Raw genomic sequence first — 18,826 nt, 5'->3', positions numbered from 1 at the left:
ATCCTTTTTGCCTTTAAAGGCTAAATTTTACACTTAATCTTGTTTGACAGGACCGGGAATAGATTTCGGGTCCTGTTTTTATTTTAATTTTAAAAATTATTTACTCTAAATTATTTTGTCAGAACCATAAGTGCTTCATAATAGTTTTCCAGTAAATCAGGATCTCCATTCAAAAACAAATAAGGTTCTATGAGTTCCAGCTCCATTAGATGAAATGAATTATTAATTAAAACACCATCCACTCTTGCATAAAGAGTTTCCTCCGGCAGACTTTTCAAATACAATCCCGCTTGCTCTATGTGCAATGGATTTGGTGTAGGATAGCTAATACTTCCCCCATGATAATGCTGTACTCTGAAATCTCCCTGTTTAGGTGTTTTTAATGAACAATGACTGTATTTTCCATTAAAAAATAGGAATGACCATTCTCCGTTTTTAATCTCCTCTACAAAAGGCTGCACCATATAATCCTGCTCTTTCAGAAGAGTTTCAATTTCTGCAGAACGCTCGTTGAAATTATCTTTGCTTACAGTAATTGTATTTTGTGCTCCAGCGCTTACACAGGGTTTTACCACCAGTTTTTCAGTATTAAAATGATCAAAAAAACGTCTTTCCAATACAAATCCTTTTTCAAGATATTCTGCGGGAATGACGGGAAGTCCCTTTTCTTCAAGATCTTTCAGATAATGCTTATCACTGTTCCATTGCATGATTTCTACAGGATTCAGTACTTTTACTCCTAATTTTTCAAGACTGTTCAGCCAGCCCAGGAATTCACTTAAATGATTGTGATAATCCCAGGGAGATTTGATGACAACAACATCATAACTGCTCCAGTCTACATTTGGATCATTCCAGATGGTGGGAACGATGTTTAATCCTTTATTGATTAAAAAATTAATCAGTTCCGTATCCTCATCATTGGTTACTCCCTGTAAAAATCTTTCTTCTTTTCTATACCCCGTGATTGTGATTTTCATGCTTCTTTTTGAGTTTTATTTCCGATTCAATTTCGGGATACCTTATGGATAAACAGAGACACAGATTTTTCTATTTTGAAGGGTACAATTGGAATATTATTTTGAGAACAAAAACAAACTAACACATTCTATTCATCTGAATATCAAAAAGTCGTAAATTTATTAAAGGATAAAAACAGTGTTTTCCCCCTTTTTTATAGTTGTGCCGTTAGCTAATTTTGTTCCATAAAATTAAAACCATAAAAATGAAAACTTCCTTTTTTACTAAGATTTTAAATCTGATTTGTGCAGCATTTCTTTTGACTTTTTGTCTGATTAGCTGCTCCGAACCTCCTAAAGAACCCGTTAGCAACAGTTATAAAAAGAAACTGATCAGCTATCGTGAAGGCAGGGTTCTTTTTGATGAATACACCAGAACCAATCATGAAATTCTCATGAAGTACAGAAATGGGGAACCCGATTCCCGATGGTACTGGTTTTCGCTGGAAGATATGGAAGGATATATTAAATACGTAAAAGAAAACGCCAAAAAACAAAAATTAAAAAATCCGGGTATCAGGATTTACATGGGAAAATATCCCATGAATCATCCTAAAAACAGAATGGCCAAACCTGAATATGCAGGTTACCAGACTATATTTTTAGTACCTACTGCCCAAAAAAGAGAACGAGAGAAGGCAATGTCCAGATCAGCCACCACCGAAGAAAACACAGACGTTACTTCAATAGAATCTATGAACATGACCAATCTGGCACCTCCACCAAAAGCATTATCAGAAACAATGCCTTAAAAAAACACAAAATTATGAACTGGAATATTGAAACAGGGAAACAGATATCGATGATCATTTCCATTATAGTGATGACTTTAATGATCATAAAATATAGAAAAACCGGAAAGGAAAATTTATTTTTTATCATTGGATATCTGTTGTTTTCCCTGATTGATATTTCCTGTTATTTCTATTTCAAGCTGACAAGTCTGCCTACGGATATATTTTATGTGATTGGTTTTTTAATGATCGTATTCTTTCTATACTTATTCTATTATTACCAATTACTGTATGTTCCGATGCTCAAAAAGATACAGGTAATCATCCTGATTCTTTTTGTCCTCAATATTGTGATTATGTTTTACACGGAAGACGATCTGCTTCATCATTTTTCTTTTAATATGCTGTATGTAGATATTCTTCTGTTGCTATTTTCAATTATTTTGTTCCTGTACCAAACCTTTAATTCTGATAAAATACTGGAAATTAAAAACTATCTACCATTCTGGATTTCAGTTGCTCTACTGATTTTTTTCATTGGAAGTATTCCAATTCTATTTTTTAGAACTACTGTTTCAGAAAGTATTTATTTCTTCATTTTATTTATGCTGAATCTGATCAGTAACGGAATACTCATATTGGGTTTAGTTTGGAACAAGCAAGAAAGAATCAGATAAATCCTTTTCAGATATGGAAGAGAATAATTTGGTCATCATCTTTACGATTACTTTATTCATCGTTGTATTGACAATGATCTTCATTTATGCGGTCTTTATCAAGAAAAAAACGACCCTGCTGATCGCGCAAAAAGAAAAAGATCTTCGGTTTGAAAAGGAACTCGCCACTTCCCAGGTAGAAATGAAGGAGCAGACCCTTAATTATATCGGACAGGAACTGCATGATGATCTGGGGCAGAAACTTTCTGTCGTCCGCTTACGCCAGAACCAATTGATTACCAAACTCAAAAGTACAGAAAAAGAAGACCTGATTGAGCTTAATGAACTATTGGGAGAGTGCATACAGGATATAAGAAACCTGTCTAAAACTTTAATCACAGAACAGATCATTCATTTCGGACTGGCAGAATCCATTGAAAGAGAAGTGAAAAGGATCAAAAAACTGAAATTATTAAAAATAGAATTTATTACTCAAAAGCAGGATATTGATATTTCTCCCAAACATGGCCTGATCCTCTTCAGGATTATTCAGGAAAGTATCAATAATATACTGAAACACTCCAAAGCCAAAAATGTTTCCATACAGATGGAAGATGACTGTGAGAAACTACACATCAGCATCTCCGATAACGGAAGAGGCTTTGATACCAGCAGTATTCAGGACGGTTCAGGATTAAAAAACATGGAACTGAGAGCCAAACTGATTCATGCTGAACTGTCTATACATTCAGAACTTAATAAAGGAACACAAACATTGATAACCTATCATAAAAATTTATTATGAAAACTATTCCCATAGCGATCGTTGATGATCATACTCTAATCTCCAAAGCACTGGAGAATATGATCACAGAAAACACTCAATATCGGGTAATTATGAATCATCCCAACGGAGAAGAATTTATTGCAGGTGTGGAACAGGCTTCAGAATTACCCGCCGTAGTCCTGATGGATGTTAATATGCCATATAAAAATGGTATAGAAACCACAGAATGGCTTACCGAGCATTATCCCGATATCAAAGTCATTGCCCTTACCATGGATGATGATGAAAGAATTTTGATTAAAATGCTGAAGGCCGGAGCAAAAGGATATTTACTCAAAGATATGCAGCCCTCTATTCTCTTTCAGGCCATTGATACGGTATTTGAAAAAGGCAGCTTTTATACTGATTTTGTGGCTCAAAAACTATTGAAGGTAAAAACAGAAGAGGCCAAAAATGCTTCTTTGCTTTCAGAACTGAAAGACCGGGAAAAGGAATTTATAAAATGGGCATGCAGTGAACTTACCTACAAGGAAATTGCTGATAAAATGTGCCTTAGCCCCAAAACCATTGATGGCTACAGAGATTCTGTTTTTGTAAAACTGGATATAAAAAACAGAGCCGGATTGGTGCTTTTTGCCTTAAAACATGATCTGTGCTGATTGAATATTCTCATTATTAATCTTATTTCAATACTATAAAACAAACATCTTTACATTCTATTTACGTATCCGGCAGCTTTTCAAGCTGCCGGATCTTTATTTTATAACACTCTCATATACAGCTAAAAAGGTGTTTTCCCTTTTCCAAAATACGGTTTTCTCCTCTGTTTTTGTCTTTCGGAATAGCGGAATTTTGTGATAGAAAAAAACACAGAAAGGCAGAACCCGAAAAGCCGAAACAGAGTAGGGAATATTTTTAAAACTAATACAATGAAAAAAGCACTTATCGTAGGTATTAATGATTATGCACCCATCGGATACGGAGGTCCGGACCTTAATGGCTGCGTAAATGATGCGAGGGATATGGCAAATACATTGGTTATCTGTGGCTTTAGTCCGGCAAAGATTAAAATCCTGACCAACCAAAATGCCACAAGAGCGAATATATTGAACTATCTGAAATCCATGATCAGCACAAGTGTAAAAGGAGATTCTCTTGTTTTTTATTATTCCGGCCACGGAACAAGAGTCGCCAATATCGGAGCAGATCTGGAATTGGATGGTCTGGATGAAGCTATTTGCCCACATGATTATGCCAATAACGGAGTCATTCGTGATGATGATTTTAAGACCGTTCTCAGCAAACTAAAAGCCGGAGTTAATATGGAAGTGATCTTCGATTGCTGTTATTCCGGAACAGGAACCAGAAAAATGGATCTGGGACTGGAAGCAGATTTTCTGAACGAAACTGCCCGTTACATTCCTCCTATGCTTGAGGATGAATTCTATCTTACCTATGCCAGTGAAATGGAATCATCTAAGAATTCAAAAAAATCAACTGTTCTTGCGAAAGCACTTGTCCCTGTTGCAGGAATGAACCATACGTTGTGGGCCGCAGCAAAAGACAATCAGGTTTCCATGGAAGGCAGTATCAGCGGACAAATACGAGGATATTTTACTTATCATTTCTGTAAGGCATTACGTGCTACCAATGGAAATATCGTCCGAAAAACACTTGATAAGCAGGTGGCTATTGCACTGGCTGCTATGGGAGCCGCACAAATTAACCAGACAGAAAGCATGACTGCAGAATTTTCTCAAAAAATATTCACTTAACCAATAACCATTACGGCGGAATCCGAAAAGCCATCAAAAGAGTAGGAATATACCAGATTAAAAATAATAATCATGTCTAAAATTGAAAACAACAACCCAATGACAACTGAAGAGGTGTCAAGACTTAGAACTGTTAAAGCAAAATTAACTGAAAAACCGGCCGCAATTGAAAAATTATTCAGCCAGGCTCCTGCTATGGAAACCATTAACGGAAGAACTTTTCCAAAAGGAATGAAAACCATAGGAATGCCTATGGATGAAAAAACAGCAGAAAACCGATCGTTGGAAACTGATCATTTCTATCCTACCCATGCTGATTTTGAATACAACCCAAAACTGGAACCTAAAAAAGACAGAAAACCTAAATTCATTGAAAGAGATTCTTTCCTGACTCCTGAAAATGCAAGAACTATTTTCGGAGCAGATCAAAGAAAAGTATATAATTCTACCGCCTATCCATGGAGATGTGTGGGAAGAGTAGAAAGCTCTTTAGGTTCAGGAAGCGGTGTAATGATTGGCCCAAGACACCTTCTTACCTGCTCTCATATTGTTGACTGGCAGCCTAATAACACAACCGGATGGCTGAAATTCACTCCAATGTATTATAACGGAAGCGCTCCTTACGGAACGGCTTGGGGTACATTAACTTATTATAAGTACAAAGTAGCAGGTCCTTCTATTGATTCAACAGAAATCCAATACGATTATGTAGTGATTGTATTAGACAGACCTATCGGAAACAGCACAGGATGGCTAGGTTCAAAATCCTACTCTGACTCATGGGATGGAGGTGCTTACTGGACTCACGCCGGATATCCGGGAGACCTTACAGGAACTCAAAGACCAACATACCAAACAGGAATCGCTCTGGATGGAGATTTCTGGAGTGCTGATGACAACGAAAGCATGAGCCATAAAGCAGATATATGGCCTGGACAAAGCGGAGGCCCTTTCTGGGGATATTGGGACGGCTCTCCGTATGCTGTGGCTACTCAAAGTGCCCACAACCCAAGCGATAATTTTGCAAGTGGCGGCTCAGATTTAGTAAATCTGGTCATCAGAGCAAGAAATGAACATCCTTAATTTTTTTTAGTTTCAAAAACCCGCCCGCCTTTTAAAGACGGGCGGATTTTATGTTAAAGATGATATTTTAGCATATCCAATAGTATGTTTCGAAGCATTTTTAAGTAATCCCTCTCAGTATTCTCAATATTTTAATACATTTGTTTAAAACATATTTCAGATGAATTTCGAGCAGATCAATTTACACCTTGAGGCTTACAAAGAACACAACCAGATTCTGGATGCAGCAAAATATCTGCTCCATTCCTTTGATCTGGAACATGAAAACTTTGCGGGGTTCGGATTCAGGGAAGAACTCTCTCCTACTTCGATGCTTCTTACAGCAGAAGGAGAGCTCGGAGGCCCTCAGACCGTAATGATCCCACGAAATTTATTTGATTTTGATCTGAACCTTGTTCTGAATATGGTTGCCCATGAAATGCTTCATGTAAGGCAGAAGGCTCCCGGACAGGTCATTGAAGACAAGAATGAAAGAGAATTTCAGGCCTATTATGAGATGCTTTTTCACAAAGTTTTTCCGCAGATCCCTGAGGTTTCGGATTTTCATAAAAAATTCTTCGGCGGGAAAGCGTTGGAATATTATAAAAGAATGGGCGAAGGATCAGTATTACAACAAAAATATGCAGATCAGAAAACAGAAGTAGAACATCTAATTAACAAATTACCATGACAGTAAAACCAGATATCACCTGGGCAGATTTTGAAAAAATAGACATCAGATGTGGAACCATTCTTTCAGTGAATGATTTTGAAAAAGCAAGAAACCCATCTTATCAGCTGGAAATAGATTTCGGAGATTTAGGAATCCGAAAATCATCTGCACAAATTACTTCTCTTTACGAAAAAGAAGAACTTGTGGGAAAGCAGATTTTAGCAGTGGTCAATTTCCCTAAAAAGCAGATTGCCAACTTCTTCAGTGAATGCCTTGTATTAGGATTATATGGTGAGGACAAAAAAGATGTCACTCTTTTAGCACCTTCGTTACCCACAAAAAATGGAATGCAGGTAGGATAGACACCCAACAAAAACACATATGATACAGAACATACCCTTAGAAAGAGTTTTATTCCTTGATATTGAGACCGTTCCACAAGCTGAATCATGGGACGATTTATCCGAAACCGATCAGTATCTGTGGGATAAAAAAACAAAATTTCAGAGAAAAGAAGAGGTCTCTGCAGAAGAATTTTATGACCGGGCCGGTATTATGGCCGAGTTTGGGAAAATCATCTGCATCACCATCGGAATGGTTGAAAAGAATGAAACCTTAAAAATAAAAAGCTTTTCCGGGCATGATGAAAAGAAAATGCTTCAGGAATTTGGAGAAATCTTCAACAGTCCAAGGCTTTACAATGTCATTCTTTGTGCGCATAACGGAAAGGAATTTGATTTTCCATGGATTGCCAGACGATATCTTATCAATGGAATGCTCCCTCCTGCTCCGTTTCAGATGTTTGGAAAGAAACCCTGGGAGGTTCCTCACATAGATACTATGGAACTGTGGAAGTTCGGGGATTATAAGAGTTTTGTATCGCTGGAACTACTGGCTCATGTCTTTGGTATTCCTACTCCGAAAGATGATATTGACGGCTCAATGGTTTCATCAATTTACTACATAGAAAAAGACTTGCAGAGAATTGTTGACTATTGTGAAAAAGATGTCTTAACTTTGGCAAATATTTTCCGGCGCATGCGTCAGGAAGATTTGTTGAAAAGGAATATCAATCTAGATTAAAAAATGAAATTTACAGACGATCAAATTGCTGACATTGGTGAGGAAATCATCGGTGTACTAAAAACCGTATATGACCCTGAAATTCCGGTAGACATCTACGAATTAGGGCTGATTTACGATGTCCAGATCTCCGATGATGCTGACGTAAAAATTATAATGACACTGACAACTCCCAACTGCCCTGTTGCAGAAACTCTTCCACAGGAAGTAAAGGATAAAGTGGCAGAAGTAGAGCATGTAAAAAGTGTAGATTTAGAGCTTACTTTCGAACCAAGCTGGAATAAGGATATGATGAGTGAAGAAGCAAAGTTTGAATTAGGAATGCTTTAAATACTCTTAACAATATAAAACCCCGAAGAATTATTTTCGGGGTTTTTGTTTTTAGATATCTTTTGCAATTTCTTTTCCTTCTCTCCTGCTCCATTCGCTCCATGAACCGACATACAGATCAGGAATGGGAAATCCCGCATAATCCAGCGCTAAAATAGTATGACAGGCAGTAACTCCCGATCCACAGTGAATAATCAGATGATCAGGCTTATTTTGTAATAACTTACTGTATTTTTTTTTTAAGCTTTCCGGACTTAGAAAGTTTCCGTTTTCATCCAGATTTTCAGAAAAAGGAATATTAATTGCTCCCGGAATATGCCCCGCAACCAGATCAATAGGCTCAGATTCACCTTTATAACGATAGGCATCTCTCACATCAACAACTGTAGAAGAATTGTTTTTCAATTCATTTTCAACCACTTCCAAGCTTGAAACAGGAAGAACCCATTCATTTTTTTTGATTAAAGAAGCTTTATCAAATATCTCTTCTCCAGAAGAAAATTCTAAACCAGCTTTTTCCGCCGCCTGCATTCCACCATCGAGAACCTGAACTTTTTCCAATCCAAAAGATCTTAGCATCCACCATGCACGCGCTGCTGCATTCGAAGCATTTTTATCGTCATAAACAACAATATGAAAATCATCTGATATCCCAAGATCCGAAAGGGTTTCAGCAAACTTTTCTACAGAAGGAAGCGGATGTCTGCCTCCGAAAGCTGCATTTTCTCCTATCTCAGCAAGATCTTTATCCAGATCAATGAATCTTGCTCCTTTTATGTGCTTTTCAAGGTAATTTTGCTTTACATCTTTTCCGGTTCTTGCATCAAGAATGATGAGATTTTCTGTTGGAATATTCTTTAATTCGGAAGGGAAAATTATTGAAGACATTTTGTTGGTTTTGGGGTTAAAACTAGATATGACTATGGACACATTAAGACAAATAGTTCAGTTGTATTTTTGTCATTCCGTAGGAATCTTAATTTCGTTATTGAAAAAGATAATCTGGATTCCTACGGAATGACAAATTTAGGATCATACTATCCAAGATCTGTATAAGTTGTTAGATCTGTGAAATTTATAATGTATTCTTTTAAAAATGAAAAATATCCTTCGCTTTGTTATAAGAGCTTTCAAAGTTCAGTAAGTTCAGTTTATGTTCTGCCTTTTCAATACTCATAAAGTTGATAACCTGCTCTGTAGGCATGTTTCCTACAAGATCATCTTTAGCCATAGGACATCCTCCAATTCCTTTAATAGCACTGTCAAATCTTCGACAGCCTTGATCATAAGCGGCTTTTAATTTTGAATAAGAATCTTCATAACGGTTATGAAAATGTCCTCCGAAGTTGATTTCAGGATATTTTGAAGGTATTTTTTCAAACAAAAGAGCAATCGTTTCAGGAGTTGCTACTCCGGTAGTATCTGATAATAAGATATCTTTCACTCCGATGTCTGAGAATTTTTGTGCCCATTGGTCAACATCTTCCCATTTCCACATCTCACCATATGGATTTCCAAAGGCCATAGAGAAATAGATATTAAGTTGTTTCCCTTCACTTTTTACCAGCTCAAGCATTTTAATGATTTCATCGAAAGCTTCCTCCTGACTTTTATTGGTATTTCTATGTTGAAAAGTTTCGGAAATAGAGAACGGAAAACCAAGAATATCAACAGATTGATGTTTCAATGCTTTTTCGGCTCCTCTATAATTACCGATAATCGCGGAAACTTTTGTCTTTGAACGTGATTTATCGATATTTTCAGCCACCTCATCAGAGTCAGCCATCTGTGGAATTGCTTTCGGAGAAACAAAACTCAGACAATCCAATACATCAAAGCCAACATCCATCAAGGAGTTGATATAATCTATTTTTTTATCGGTAGGGATAAATTCTCCCCATCCCTGCATAGCATCTCTAGGACATTCGGTAAGAAACATTGTTACTTTTTGATTTTCTCAAATATAATAAAACTAAACTACTTAGTATACTGTACATACAAAGCTAACACTATTTTGATTTTCAAAGATTTATATCTGATTAATAATTTCAATAACTGATATTAAATCGCAAATAACGTATTCTCAGCATCAAATTTGCTAACTTTGTTAAAATTTATGATATCTGATGAGTACAATAGAATTCAACCCATTGTGGAAAGAAAAGTTACTGAACCGTTTTCTTAGCTATGTAAAAATATATTCAACCAGCGATGCAGAAAGTGAAACAACGCCTTCTACTCCTCGCCAGTGGGATATTGCCAACTATATTACTGAAGAACTGAAGACCATCGGTCTTGAAAATGTTTCTATAGACAGCAACGGTTATATCATGGGCTATGTTCCTTCTAACCTTGAAAATGATGACAGACCTACCATCGGATTTATTTCACACTATGATACTTCACCAGACTTCAGCGGAGAAAATGTAAAACCTCAGGTTTGGGAAAATTATGACGGAAACGATCTTCTTTTGAACCAGGCAACAGGATTCACATTGTCTCCTTCAAGATTTGAAAGCTTAAAAAAATATATCGGTCAGACATTAATTACTACTGACGGAACCACTCTTTTGGGAGCTGATGATAAAGCAGGCTGTGCAGAAATTGTAACAGCGGCTGAATATCTTATCGCTCATCCGGAGATCAAGCACGGAAGAATTGCTATAGGATTTACTCCGGATGAAGAAATCGGAAGGGGTGCTCATAAGTTTGATGTGGCTAAATTCGGTGCAGAATGGGCTTATACAATGGATGGTGGAGAAGTTGGAGAACTTGAATATGAGAACTTTAACGCTGCCGGAGCAGTAGTAAAAATCCATGGATTAAGCGTTCACCCTGGTTATGCTTACGGAAAAATGATCAATGCTGCTCTTTTAGCCGCTGAATTTGCTCAAATGCTTCCTGCTAACGAAACTCCTTCAACCACAAAAGGGTTTGACGGATTTTACCATTTAATGGATATCACTGCTGATATTTCTGAAGCAAAACTTCAATACATCATCCGTGATCATGATGCAGATAAATTTGAAGCCAGAAAGAAATTCATGGAGGAAAAAGTAGCAGAATTCAACCAAAAACATGGTGAAGGAACTGCTGAAGTGGAAATCAAAGAGCAATACAGAAATATGAAGCAGCAGTTTGAAGGTAAAATGCACATCGTAGATCTTGCTGCAAAGGCAATGACTGAAGCTGGAATTGAGCCTAAGATCAAGGCAATCAGAGGAGGTACAGACGGTGCGCAACTTTCTTATATGGGACTTCCTTGCCCGAATATCTTTGCGGGAGGAATCAACTTCCATGGACCCTACGAATATGTAGCTTTGGAAAGCATGGAAAAAGCAACTGAAGTCATTATTAATATTGTTAAAGCATAATAAATCATGAAAAAGGTCTTAGCATCAGCATTCATTTTCACTTTTATTTTCAGCAGTGCCCAGGTTTCGGAATTTGAGAGGGCAGATTCACGCTATGAAAGAAAGAAAACGGCTCTGTATAATAAATATCCTAAGCCTAATGATTTAAGAACCAAGAAAGAATGGCTTTTGACAGAGGATAAAATAACAGCATACAAGACGGCTTTAGATAAAGCCACTCTTGAGGATCAGAAAATGATCACTGCAGATCCTCCTACAAAAACAAAAGTCACTAAAGATGCTGAATATGATAAAGGAAAAACAGGTTTTCAAAAGCTTTTATATGAAGCTGTAGACCTTGATTTTTTAAATTTTTCTTCGGATTCTTACAAAGCAACATTAACTTTTGTTGTTGATTCTAAAGGAAATCCTCTTAACCCTAATGTAAAAGGAAATAATGAAGATGTAAACGCATTCATTGAAGCCGCTTTTTACAGGATTAAAGAGAAAGGCAAATGGAAACCGGCAGAAGACAAAGGAAAACCCGTCTCCTCCAATGTTACCATTCCTTTAGTAATGTCTTTTAAAAAATAATATACAAAACCCGCTATTCTGATAGCGGGTTTTTATTTTTCATATACCGAAAACATAATCGAAGATCATTATGTTGTTGATATTAATTTAACACAATTCTTTTGTAAGTTTTAAATAATTCACTTAATTTTGATTAAACCTTAAAATCACTTTATATGAAAATGAAATCCACCCATTTCAAAATCAACAGAAATTTTTACTTTTCATTTCTTTTTTCTATTTTCTGTTTGTTTCTTTTAACGTCTTGTTCTCAGGATGATCCGGCGGATGATCCTGCTGAAAAACCTTCAGAGTCTACTCCTATGAAGACTTTGGGAAATCTGACTTTACAGAAGAATGTTATTATTCTAAATGATGAATCAGTAAATGCCATTTCTACTCATAATGAAGGAGAAATTACATTCAGCCGTATGACTCCACAAACTGACAGTATTTCCGTAGGAACTGTTATTGTAGGGACTAAGATAGAAGGTGATCAGGTGAACACCATTCTTTCGAAAGTAAGTTCTGTTTCAAAATTGAATAACCAATTTAAAGTACAAACGTCAAGTGCCAAGCTTGAAGAATTTATCTATAGCGGAACATTGAGCGGTGTGTATGATCCATCCGGGAAAGCTCCTGTTAATATTGATGGAAAAATGGTTAACTACGTTCCTGTAGAAGGGATGGTTTCTGAGCAGATCAACCAAAGAATACATTCTATCGAAGCGAAAAACCTTCAAAACCAGAAATTAATTACGTTTAACCGTTTTGATTTTAATAGAACCTTTTCATTTCCTTTATCTTCAGCAGGAACATCAAGTGTCAATGTAAAAGGAGGATTTACTCCAAAAATTGATTATAATATCACATTCTCATGGGGGCATTTGTCCAACTTCTATGTTAACCTCATCATGGATGATATCAAACTTAAGAGCTCCGTAACTATCGCAGGAAGTCTGGGCTACACCGCAAGCACAACAGATTACCTGAATATTCCTATCGTTCCTATCGTTCTGGGACCTACAGGGCTGATCTTAAGCCCTACTCTTTCTGCAGGTCCTTTCCTGGGAGTACAGGCTACTGGAAAAGTACAGGCCCAGCTTTTGGATCTTGAGGGGAATGCAAACTTTTTAGTAAGCAAAAATCCAGAGATTAACATTAATCTTCATAAGAAATCAGAACCAGCCATCACTGTTGCAGAGGGAAATTTATCTGCTGAAGGTGGTTTAGAAGCAAAAGGTGCAGTAGGGCTGATGTTTCTTACCATTCCTATCGCTAATTCAGGAGTAAAAGGAAGAGCTTCTGCTCTTTCGTCTTTAGGATTAACATTGATTCCTCAAAGAAAAGGAGTGATTACTGTAAAAGGTAAAATCCAGGCTGATATGTTCTACGGTTTTGGAATCGCTCCTTTACGATATGAAGGAACTATTCCTCTTTTTACAAAAGAACGTCTGCTGTATCAGAAGGAATTCAGTTTCTAATACAAAAAGTTTGTATCTATTATAAGAAAGCCACTCTAAGAGTGGCTTTCACTACTATATAACACTACATTCAATTCATTTACAATTCTTTAAGGCAATTTTATTATATTTACCAGAATGTACAATTTTAAACAATAACATTTAATACCAAATTATCATGAAAACAATGAAAAAACTTTTGAGAAAAGACTTATCTGAAATTTTAGGAAGCGGAAATGGAGGCTGTCATATGGGAGGAAACTCTTATAATTGTCAGGACGATTGCCAATGTGCCTGGGGATATGCCTGTGAAATGTATGAAGACGGAAATCCGGGACAATGCATCGCTGTAGGAGGCGGTGGAAATCCGGGCGGTGGCGCATGTGTTCCTCCTTCCATCTGTGAAGAACAACCTTTTTAGTAATAGAAAACCGGAAGTAGTAATGCTTCCGGTTTTTATTTTCATCCTAAAACAGATCCTTGTCAAAGTGTTTCTGCCATTCATCAAATAAAATTTCATTTCATGCTTCATCGTTGTTGTTTTGCATTAGATTTTTAACAATAATTAATTTATGAAGCAGCAATTTTTCGCTTTAAGTGCATTGTTATTATGTATTTTTTGCGGTATAGAAACAAAAGCACAACAAACTCCGGCTTTTCACATTGGAGTAAAGGGAGGGGCAAACTTTACAAAAACCTCCACGGAATCTTCTCTGGAAGGGAAATACGGATTCGGTTATCAGGCAGGTGTAATGACAAGATTAGATATCGGAAAACTGTACGTACAGGGAGAAGCTCTGTTCAACAAAAGAAAAACATCATACCAATCCCAAGACGGAAGCTCTTCAAAACTTTCCTGGAACGCTATTGATATTCCTGTGGTAGTAGGATATAAACTGATTAAAGCAGATGACTTTAATGTGAGAGTATTTGCCGGAGGTGTTTACAGCTACACCTTCAACAATAAATTTTCTGCTTTGCAAGCTCTTCAGGAGGGTTTTAAAAAGTTTGACAAATCCAATATTGGCATTACAGGTGGTGTAGGATTAGATTATAAGAACTTCACGGTAGATTTGAGGTATGAGACCGGTCTTACAAGCATCAGTAAAGAATTTAAGTCCAAACCACATAGTTTTTCCCTCGGAATAGGGTATTTCCTGTTTTAAGAAACTTAAATTATCTTTACCATTAGAAACTGTTTTTCCCTGCAGTTTCTAATTTTTTATAATCCATTTCCAGTTCCATGACAAAATCTTTTGTTTTAAAAGAATACATATTTACTTTTATTTTCTGGCTTGTTCTCGCTATTGTACTATGGTGCAATTTTCAGATCACCACAGAAAAATACCTTGCAATGATTCAGGCAGCCATCATTGCAGTATCCTCTTTTACCTTCACCCATTTTTTAACCAATAAACTTCTTCCGAAAGCTTTACGTGAAAAAAAGATGAAACGGTTTCTGATGCAGGTTGTGATGGTTATTTTCATATTGAGCCTCATCTTCGCTGTTATTTTCACTTATCTCGAAGTAGCTCCAAAAGATGAGCTTCCAAAAAATTTCTCAGACCATCTCCCTTTTTTATGGAAAGGCTTTTATATGTCCTTACCTGCCTCATTTTTGATCAACGGAGCAGCATGTGGCATTAAATTTTATAAAGAGCATGGCAGAATAGAACGGGACCATATTCTCCTGCAGCAGGCTCATCTGGAAAACCAGCTCAAACTTTTACAGGATCAGATCAATCCTCATGTGGTATTTAATATCCTGAATCATATTCATATTCTGATGAAAACGGATACCCAGCTGGCCGATTTTTTACTGATGAAATTTTCGGATATGCTCAGGTATCAGTTGTATCATTGCAATCAGGCTATGGTTCCTTTGGATAAGGATATTGAGTATCTCCAAAACCTTGTTGAGGTAGAAAAACTGAGATGGGGAAATGAACTGGACGTAAAAGCCTCATGGGACATTGATAACAGAAAAGCCTATATAGCACCTTTACTTCTCGTTCCTTTTATAGAAAATGCATTTAAGTATGTCTGCAGGCTTCCCGGACATAATGGCTATGTAAAAATCTCCTGTAAAGAAAAAGACAATCATCTCTATTTTTATGTTGAAAATTCTTATTCGGATATGGTAACCTATAAAAAGAAAGACGGAGCAGGTGGAATTGGTCTTCAAAATGTAAAAAAACGGTTAAAATTACAATATATGGATTCCCACGACTTAAAAATTGAAACAGATCAACATATCTTTAGAATAACTTTAACGCTAACACTTTCAGACCATCATGAGCAATACAATTCCTAAAATGAAATGCCTGATCATCGATGATGAGCCTCTGGCAAGATTCCATCTTAAAGAACTGGCAGACCAGATTGACTTTTTATCGGTGGAAGGAACATGCGCTACCGCTCTGGAAGCCAATACCAAAGTAAAGGAGAGTGAAATAGACCTCCTTTTTCTGGATATCAATATGCCTTATCTCACAGGATTGGAATTTTTGGAACAGCTTGAAAATCCCCCTTTATGTATTCTTACCACAGCTTATTCCGAATATGCTTTGGAAGGATTCCGTCTGCAGGTTGTGGATTACCTTTTAAAGCCCATTGCTTTTAACCGTTTTTATCAGGCAGTTAATAAGGCACAGCAGCAGTTTATCATTGGTGAGAAATTAAAAAACAACACTACTCTCGATGATCCTTTTCTCTATGTAAGGCAGTCTGATACTTTCATTAAAATTTCATGGGTAGACATTCTGTACATTGAAAGTATGCAAAACTACACCAAGCTTCATTTTAAAGATAAATCACTGATTATTCATCAGACTATGAAAGCTATTGAAGAATCTCTTCCCTCAGACCATTTTTTCAGAATTCATAAATCCTACCTCATCAATATTACCCATATTGATATGATTTCAGGAGGACGCCTTTTCATTAATAAAATTGAGCTTCCCATATCCCGTACCCGAAAGGAAGAGCTGCTTAATCAGGTTGTTTATAAGAAATTAATCAGTAAATAGAAGAAAGAATCCGGAAGCAGGGAATTTAATAACTCCAGGCTTCCGGCATTTTTTTATGGTAGATTCCAGCGTAATGATACTGCTGCATAAAATGTGCTTGAAAATCTTGGATCTGCTATTTTTTTGTCTCTGAAAATACTGCTGATTTTCCGGTCATTTTCGCTGAAGCTCCTCAATATGGCAGTTCCTCCTGTAAGACGTAAAGTAAGCCTGTCATTAATTTTTATTTCCGGTCTGAGCCCTGCAGTGATCTGCTGATACCCCAGCAACATCGATTTCCCGTTTATATTTCTCTCTGCAGTCATTCCGTTCAGTTCTACAACAGCCTTTAAAGTAAATTTATCTGAGAAAAGATATCCGGCTTCCATCCCTTCCGGGAAATTGATCTTCAATTTAATTTTTCCGTTTGTTTTCCAGTCGAAATAAATCCAGGGTAAAATCATGGGAACTCCAAAAGCCGTCGTAAGCACTGGACCTCCACCTAAAGAAATATTAGAATTAAAATGTCTGATAAATAAAAGTCCACCCTGACCCAACACATCATCAAAATCTATTTTTTCAAGGTCTGTATACACTCCTACGGATGCCATCATCATCATACTCCACTTTTTGCCTAAAGGTCTCATATGCTGTATTCCGACCTGTGCATTCAGCATCTGATCAGGAAACAACTGAGTTTCGTAATTTTTATGTGTCATCTTTGCATAAGAGCCACTCAATAGCATAGACCACAACCTTACTTTCCCGTCAGTATCTTTCTTTACCGATAACGGAATACTGAGATTCAGGTCTACTCTTTTAAAATCACTTTTAGAATTGGTCTTTGTGCTGTCCTCAGGCCGGATGTAGTTGGAAGCAGGAATATACTCTGTTTTAAGTTCTGCAGAGAGCCCGGACTGTGCACTTACCCAATATCCCAATGGCAATATACAGCATAGAGCTGTCGAAAGGGTTCTTTTCATATTTTAAATTTTATGCAAAGAGAACCCTTTGACTATTTTTTACAAAAAATACTTGATTAAGTGCCCGGATTGTATGACAACCGGATTAAATAACAGGATCAATTTCTGGATTAGAACTGGTATCTAAGCTTTCTCTTTTTTGAGTTTTAAAAATTCGGTATCCGAACCACACTGCAATCAATGCCATTGCAGAACGTGTTACAACCATAGGAATAATAGAGTCTGCTTCTAAGAAACCTATCAATCCTGATATTAAGAAGGTTACCATCAACTGCATAAAGCCCAGCAGTGCCGCCGCAGTTCCTCTTCCTTCTTTGAATGGAGACAAAGCATGAGCTGATGTAATAGGAAACAAAATTCCGATAGCCAGTAATGACAGATACAACATGGCAATTTCTAAGGCTACAGACAGATTTTCAGCTGCAATCAGAATATGAAGTGTACATACCACCAACAGAACAATTGTAGCAGCAAATAAAAGTGTTGAATTGCTTATTCTTTTAATCAGTTTAGGCGTAATATAAGCGGCTGTTATCAACGCCAGTGAGTTAAAAGCAAAAATAAAACTGAATGTACTGCTCGAAAACCCATGGATCTCCATGAATAAAAATGGTGCATTGGAGATATAAATAATCAAAGAAGCAAAGGCAATACTTCCTACCATGGTGCTGTTGATAAAATCTTTGTTGGAAATGATCATTTTCAATTGGTCTTTCAATCCTTTTTCATTCAACATCTCATCATCGGAAAGATGGATTCTGGTATTGGTTTCGGGTACAAATTTGTACACCATAAAAAAGGTAATCAGTCCCATAATGCATAAAAATGCAAAAGAACTGTTCCAGCCCCAGAATTTAAGGAATACACTTCCCAGTAACGGAGCTACAATCGGAGCAATACCGCTGATCTGTGACTGTTGTGAAAAGATGGTAACGGCTTTATGTTTATCATAGAGATCAATAATAATCGCCCTTCCAATAACAATTCCTGCACTTCCTCCGAACGCCTGCAGAAAACGCATAGCCCATAATACATAAATATCAGATGTGAAGTAAATGGCCGTAGCTCCTATAATAAAAAGCAAAAGTCCGCAGTACAACATGGGTTTTCTTCCTTTTTTATCAGATAAAGGTCCCCATAACAACTGCCCGAAAGCAAATCCGGCAAAAAATACAGAAATGGATACCTGAATGTGTCCGATATCAGTATTAAAAATCTTCGCCATACTTGGGAAAGCGGGAAGATAAAGATCTATACTTAGCGACTCTAATGTGTTGAGTAGTGCGAGAATAAACACTACAATATTCAAATTCTTCTTCATAAATAA

General features: G+C 36.8%; 22 protein-coding genes. 17 read left to right on the top strand and 5 right to left on the bottom strand.

Going from position 1 to position 18,826, the window contains the following annotated elements; genetic code table 11:
• Positions 1-110 precede the first annotated feature (110 nt).
• Entirely contained in the window at positions 111-980 is an 870-nt protein-coding gene (locus tag BUE84_RS23760) for a RimK family alpha-L-glutamate ligase (RefSeq protein WP_079243772.1), read from the bottom strand.
• Between the two features lie 245 nt (positions 981-1,225).
• Here BUE84_RS23760 and BUE84_RS23755 point away from each other — a divergent pair, with 245 nt between their 5' ends.
• From BUE84_RS23755 to BUE84_RS23710, 10 genes are all read left to right on the top strand, one after another.
• Positions 1,226-1,771: a hypothetical protein gene (locus BUE84_RS23755; protein ID WP_079243771.1), complete on the top strand. Its 546-nt coding sequence runs from the start codon at positions 1,226-1,228 to the stop codon at positions 1,769-1,771.
• A 14-nt stretch (positions 1,772-1,785) separates the two neighbouring features.
• Positions 1,786-2,430, top strand: a complete 645-nt coding sequence (locus BUE84_RS23750) for a hypothetical protein (RefSeq protein WP_079243770.1) — start codon at positions 1,786-1,788, stop codon at positions 2,428-2,430.
• A 13-nt stretch (positions 2,431-2,443) separates the two neighbouring features.
• A complete protein-coding gene (locus BUE84_RS23745; protein WP_079243769.1) occupies positions 2,444-3,214 on the top strand; it encodes a sensor histidine kinase in 771 nt (256 codons plus the stop codon).
• Positions 3,211-3,855, top strand: a complete 645-nt coding sequence (locus BUE84_RS23740) for a response regulator transcription factor (RefSeq protein WP_079243768.1) — start codon at positions 3,211-3,213, stop codon at positions 3,853-3,855. Before BUE84_RS23745 ends, BUE84_RS23740 begins: the two co-directional genes overlap by 4 nt.
• A 270-nt stretch (positions 3,856-4,125) precedes the next feature.
• Entirely contained in the window at positions 4,126-4,971 is an 846-nt protein-coding gene (locus BUE84_RS23735; RefSeq protein ID WP_079244032.1) for a caspase domain-containing protein, read from the top strand.
• Positions 4,972-5,043: 72 nt separating this feature from the next.
• Positions 5,044-6,054 carry a trypsin-like serine peptidase gene (locus BUE84_RS23730; RefSeq protein WP_145953327.1) on the top strand — a complete coding sequence of 337 codons (1,011 nt, stop codon included), beginning with the start codon at positions 5,044-5,046 and terminating at the stop codon, positions 6,052-6,054.
• A gap of 160 nt (positions 6,055-6,214) precedes the next feature.
• On the top strand, positions 6,215-6,724 hold the full coding sequence (locus tag BUE84_RS23725; RefSeq protein WP_079243766.1) for a hypothetical protein: 510 nt from the start codon (positions 6,215-6,217) through the stop codon (positions 6,722-6,724).
• Positions 6,721-7,068 carry a tRNA-binding protein gene (locus BUE84_RS23720; RefSeq protein ID WP_079243765.1) on the top strand — a complete coding sequence of 116 codons (348 nt, stop codon included), beginning with the start codon at positions 6,721-6,723 and terminating at the stop codon, positions 7,066-7,068. The genes BUE84_RS23725 and BUE84_RS23720 overlap by 4 nt, the downstream gene beginning before the upstream one ends.
• A 19-nt stretch (positions 7,069-7,087) precedes the next feature.
• A complete protein-coding gene (locus BUE84_RS23715) occupies positions 7,088-7,789 on the top strand; it encodes a 3'-5' exonuclease (protein ID WP_079243764.1) in 702 nt (233 codons plus the stop codon).
• Positions 7,790-7,792: 3 nt separating this feature from the next.
• Positions 7,793-8,119, top strand: coding sequence for an SUF system Fe-S cluster assembly protein (locus BUE84_RS23710; protein WP_047376050.1), 327 nt, complete (start codon positions 7,793-7,795; stop codon positions 8,117-8,119).
• Between the two features lie 51 nt (positions 8,120-8,170).
• Here the strand turns inward: BUE84_RS23710 and BUE84_RS23705 are convergent, their stop codons facing one another.
• Positions 8,171-9,007 (bottom strand): sulfurtransferase, encoded by an 837-nt coding sequence (locus BUE84_RS23705; RefSeq protein WP_079243763.1) that lies wholly within the window; start codon positions 9,005-9,007, stop codon positions 8,171-8,173.
• Positions 9,008-9,209: 202 nt separating this feature from the next.
• Positions 9,210-10,058 (bottom strand): hydroxymethylglutaryl-CoA lyase, encoded by an 849-nt coding sequence (locus BUE84_RS23700; protein WP_079243762.1) that lies wholly within the window; start codon positions 10,056-10,058, stop codon positions 9,210-9,212.
• Between the two features lie 187 nt (positions 10,059-10,245).
• Between BUE84_RS23700 and pepT the strand changes: the two genes are divergently transcribed.
• The 7 genes from pepT to BUE84_RS23665 all read left to right on the top strand — a co-directional run bounded on the left by pepT (position 10,246) and on the right by BUE84_RS23665 (position 16,537).
• A complete protein-coding gene (gene pepT, locus BUE84_RS23695; protein WP_079243761.1) occupies positions 10,246-11,493 on the top strand; it encodes a peptidase T in 1,248 nt (415 codons plus the stop codon).
• Between the two features lie 6 nt (positions 11,494-11,499).
• Positions 11,500-12,066 carry a hypothetical protein gene (locus tag BUE84_RS23690; RefSeq protein WP_079243760.1) on the top strand — a complete coding sequence of 189 codons (567 nt, stop codon included), beginning with the start codon at positions 11,500-11,502 and terminating at the stop codon, positions 12,064-12,066.
• A 155-nt stretch (positions 12,067-12,221) separates the two neighbouring features.
• Positions 12,222-13,529, top strand: a complete 1,308-nt coding sequence (locus tag BUE84_RS23685) for a hypothetical protein (protein ID WP_079243759.1) — start codon at positions 12,222-12,224, stop codon at positions 13,527-13,529.
• A gap of 157 nt (positions 13,530-13,686) precedes the next feature.
• Positions 13,687-13,929 carry a hypothetical protein gene (locus tag BUE84_RS23680; protein ID WP_079243758.1) on the top strand — a complete coding sequence of 81 codons (243 nt, stop codon included), beginning with the start codon at positions 13,687-13,689 and terminating at the stop codon, positions 13,927-13,929.
• Between the two features lie 151 nt (positions 13,930-14,080).
• Entirely contained in the window at positions 14,081-14,674 is a 594-nt protein-coding gene (locus BUE84_RS23675) for a porin family protein (RefSeq protein WP_079243757.1), read from the top strand.
• 77 nt (positions 14,675-14,751) lie between these two features.
• Complete coding sequence (locus BUE84_RS23670) at positions 14,752-15,822, top strand: sensor histidine kinase (RefSeq protein ID WP_079243756.1); 1,071 nt, start codon at positions 14,752-14,754, stop codon at positions 15,820-15,822.
• Positions 15,803-16,537: a LytR/AlgR family response regulator transcription factor gene (locus BUE84_RS23665; RefSeq protein ID WP_079243755.1), complete on the top strand. Its 735-nt coding sequence runs from the start codon at positions 15,803-15,805 to the stop codon at positions 16,535-16,537. Before BUE84_RS23670 ends, BUE84_RS23665 begins: the two co-directional genes overlap by 20 nt.
• A 53-nt stretch (positions 16,538-16,590) precedes the next feature.
• On the opposite strand, the gene BUE84_RS23660 is transcribed toward BUE84_RS23665, so the two are convergent.
• Positions 16,591-17,499, bottom strand: coding sequence for a DUF6268 family outer membrane beta-barrel protein (locus BUE84_RS23660; RefSeq protein WP_079243754.1), 909 nt, complete (start codon positions 17,497-17,499; stop codon positions 16,591-16,593).
• 85 nt (positions 17,500-17,584) lie between these two features.
• Positions 17,585-18,820 carry a multidrug effflux MFS transporter gene (locus BUE84_RS23655; RefSeq protein WP_145953326.1) on the bottom strand — a complete coding sequence of 412 codons (1,236 nt, stop codon included), beginning with the start codon at positions 18,818-18,820 and terminating at the stop codon, positions 17,585-17,587.
• Positions 18,821-18,826 lie beyond the last annotated feature (6 nt).

Origin of the sequence: Chryseobacterium indologenes (assembly GCF_002025665.1) — a bacterium.
GTDB lineage: Bacteria > Bacteroidota > Bacteroidia > Flavobacteriales > Weeksellaceae > Chryseobacterium > Chryseobacterium metallicongregator.
This window is presented reverse-complemented; position numbering and strand designations above follow the sequence as displayed.